Source organism: Mesorhizobium sp. M4A.F.Ca.ET.020.02.1.1 (assembly GCF_004022645.1).
Taxonomy (GTDB): Bacteria; Pseudomonadota; Alphaproteobacteria; order Rhizobiales; family Rhizobiaceae; genus Mesorhizobium.
Map to the genome: position 1 here is coordinate 1 of NZ_RZOI01000880.1, position 2,193 is coordinate 2,193.

Annotated in this window: 3 protein-coding genes; all 3 read left to right on the forward strand. The window is 63.2% G+C overall.

Annotated elements, in window-relative coordinates; genetic code table 11:
- On the forward strand, positions 1-618 hold a 618-nt coding region (gene sufD / locus EN742_RS32520; protein ID WP_128333751.1), incomplete at its 5' end, for a Fe-S cluster assembly protein SufD.
- Positions 619-714: 96 nt separating this feature from the next.
- Complete coding sequence (locus tag EN742_RS32525; protein ID WP_127406526.1) at positions 715-1,956, forward strand: cysteine desulfurase; 1,242 nt, start codon at positions 715-717, stop codon at positions 1,954-1,956.
- Positions 1,957-1,961: 5 nt separating this feature from the next.
- Positions 1,962-2,193, forward strand: a 232-nt coding sequence (locus tag EN742_RS32530; protein WP_128333752.1) for an iron-sulfur cluster assembly protein, incomplete at its 3' end; no start/stop codon positions are given.

A 2,193-nucleotide genomic window follows, 5' to 3' on the forward strand; every position in this document is an offset into this window, starting at 1 on the left:
GTGCAGGAGCAATCTGATACCGCCACGCATCTTGCTCAGTTCAAGGCGCATCTCGGCAAGGATGCGAAGCTGACGCTGTTCGTGATGAACGCCGGCGGCAGGCTGGTGCGTCAGGAAGTCGTGGTGCGCACGACCGGCGAGGGCGCCGATTTCAAATTGCGCGGCATCAACCTTCTGGCCGGCGACACCCATACCGACACCACCATGGTGCTCGACCATGCCGTGCCACACACCACCTCGACCGAAGTGATCCGCAACGTGGTCACCGGCAAGGCGCGCGGTGTCTTCCAGGGCCGCATCAACGTGCATCAGCATGCGCAGAAGACCAACGCCAAGATGGCCTGCAACACGCTGCTGCTGTCGGATGACGGCGAGTTCTCAACCAAGCCGGAATTGGAGATCTTCGCCGACGACGTCGTCTGCGGCCATGGCGCGACCGTCACCGAGATCGACCACGACCATCTCTTCTACCTGATGGCGCGCGGCATCGACGAGAAGAGCGCGCGCGGCCTGCTGGTCAAGGCTTTCGTCGCCGAAGTGATCGAGGAACTGGAAGACGAGGCGCTCGTCGAGGCGCTGGAAGCGCGGCTCGACGATTGGTTTTTGACGCACGGGTAAGCGCCTGTCTTCTCCCCTCGCGGGAGAAGGTGGATCGGCGCGCGGCGCCGAGCGGGGTGCTGGACGGAGTGAGGCGGTGCCTCGGAAGAGCTTGTGATGGACCAGAAAGTCGAATCCACCCCCTACGACGTCGAGGCCATCCGCCGCGATTTCCCGATCCTGTCGCGGGAAGTCTATGGCAAGCCGCTGGTCTACCTCGACAATGGCGCCTCGGCGCAGAAGCCCAAAGCCGTGCTCGACGCCATCCAGCACGCCTACAGTCAGGAATACGCCAACGTCCATCGTGGCCTGCACTTCCTGTCGAATGCCGCGACCGACGCTTATGAGAAGGCGCGGGAGACGGTGCGCCGCTTCCTCAATGCGCCGAGCACCGACAACATCGTCTTCACCTCCAACACCACCTCGGCGATCAACACGGTCGCCTATGGCTACGGCATGCCCAACATCGGCGAGGGCGACGAGATCGTGCTGTCGATCATGGAGCACCACTCCAACATCGTGCCGTGGCATTTCATCAGGGAGAGGCAGGGCGCCAAGCTGGTCTGGGTGCCGGTCGACGATCTCGGCGCCTTCCACATCGAGGAATTCGAGAAGCGGCTGACCGCGCGCACAAGACTCGTCGCCATCACCCAGATGTCGAACGCGCTGGGCACGGTGACGCCGATCAAGGAGATCGTGCGCATCGCGCATGCCCGCGGCATCCCGGTGCTGGTCGACGGCAGCCAGAGCGCCGTGCACATGCCGATCGACGTGCAGGACCTCGACTGCGATTTCTTCGTCTTCACCGGCCACAAGGTCTACGGCCCCTCCGGCATCGGCGTGCTCTACGGCAAGAAGCACATGCTGGAGGAGATGCGGCCCTTCATGGGTGGCGGCGAGATGATCGAGGAAGTGACGGAGGACATCGTCACCTACAACGAGCCGCCGCATCGTTTCGAGGCCGGCACACCGCCGATCGTGCAGGCGATCGGCCTCGGCGCCGCGCTCGAATATATGGAAAAGGTCGGCCGCGAGCGCATCGCCGCGCACGAGGCGGATCTCAAGGACTATGCCCATGAGCGGCTGCGCGCCATCAATTCGCTGCGCATTTTCGGTGACGCGCCGGGCAAGGGCGCCATCATCTCGTTCGAATTGCAGGGCATACATGCCCATGACGTGTCGATGGTGATCGACCGGCAGGGCGTGGCAGTGCGCGCCGGCACCCATTGCGCCCAGCCGCTGTTGAAACGCTTCGGCGTGACCTCCACATGCAGGGCATCGTTCGGCATGTATAATACCAGGGCCGAAGTCGACGCTTTGGCCGATGCGCTGGAAAAGGCGCGAAAGTTCTTCGGGTGACGACCATGGAAGATGCGAGCACCACCGCAGAGACAGCTCCGGAAACGGCCGCGAACGGCGTGGTTTCGGCTTCTGCCATTCCTGCCGACGAGCTGGCGCGACTGACCGACGACATCGTATCGGCGCTGAAGACGGTCTACGACCCGGAAATCCCCGCCGACATCTACGAACTCGGCCTCGTCTACAAGATCGATATCGAGGACGACCGCTCGGTCAAGATCGACATGACCCTGACCG

What these genes read in the sequence shown, in the direction of transcription:
- EN742_RS32525 (WP_127406526.1), top strand. Translation starts at nt 715, where the DNA reads ATGGACCAGAAAGTCGAATCCACCCCCTACGACGTCGAGGCCATCCGC.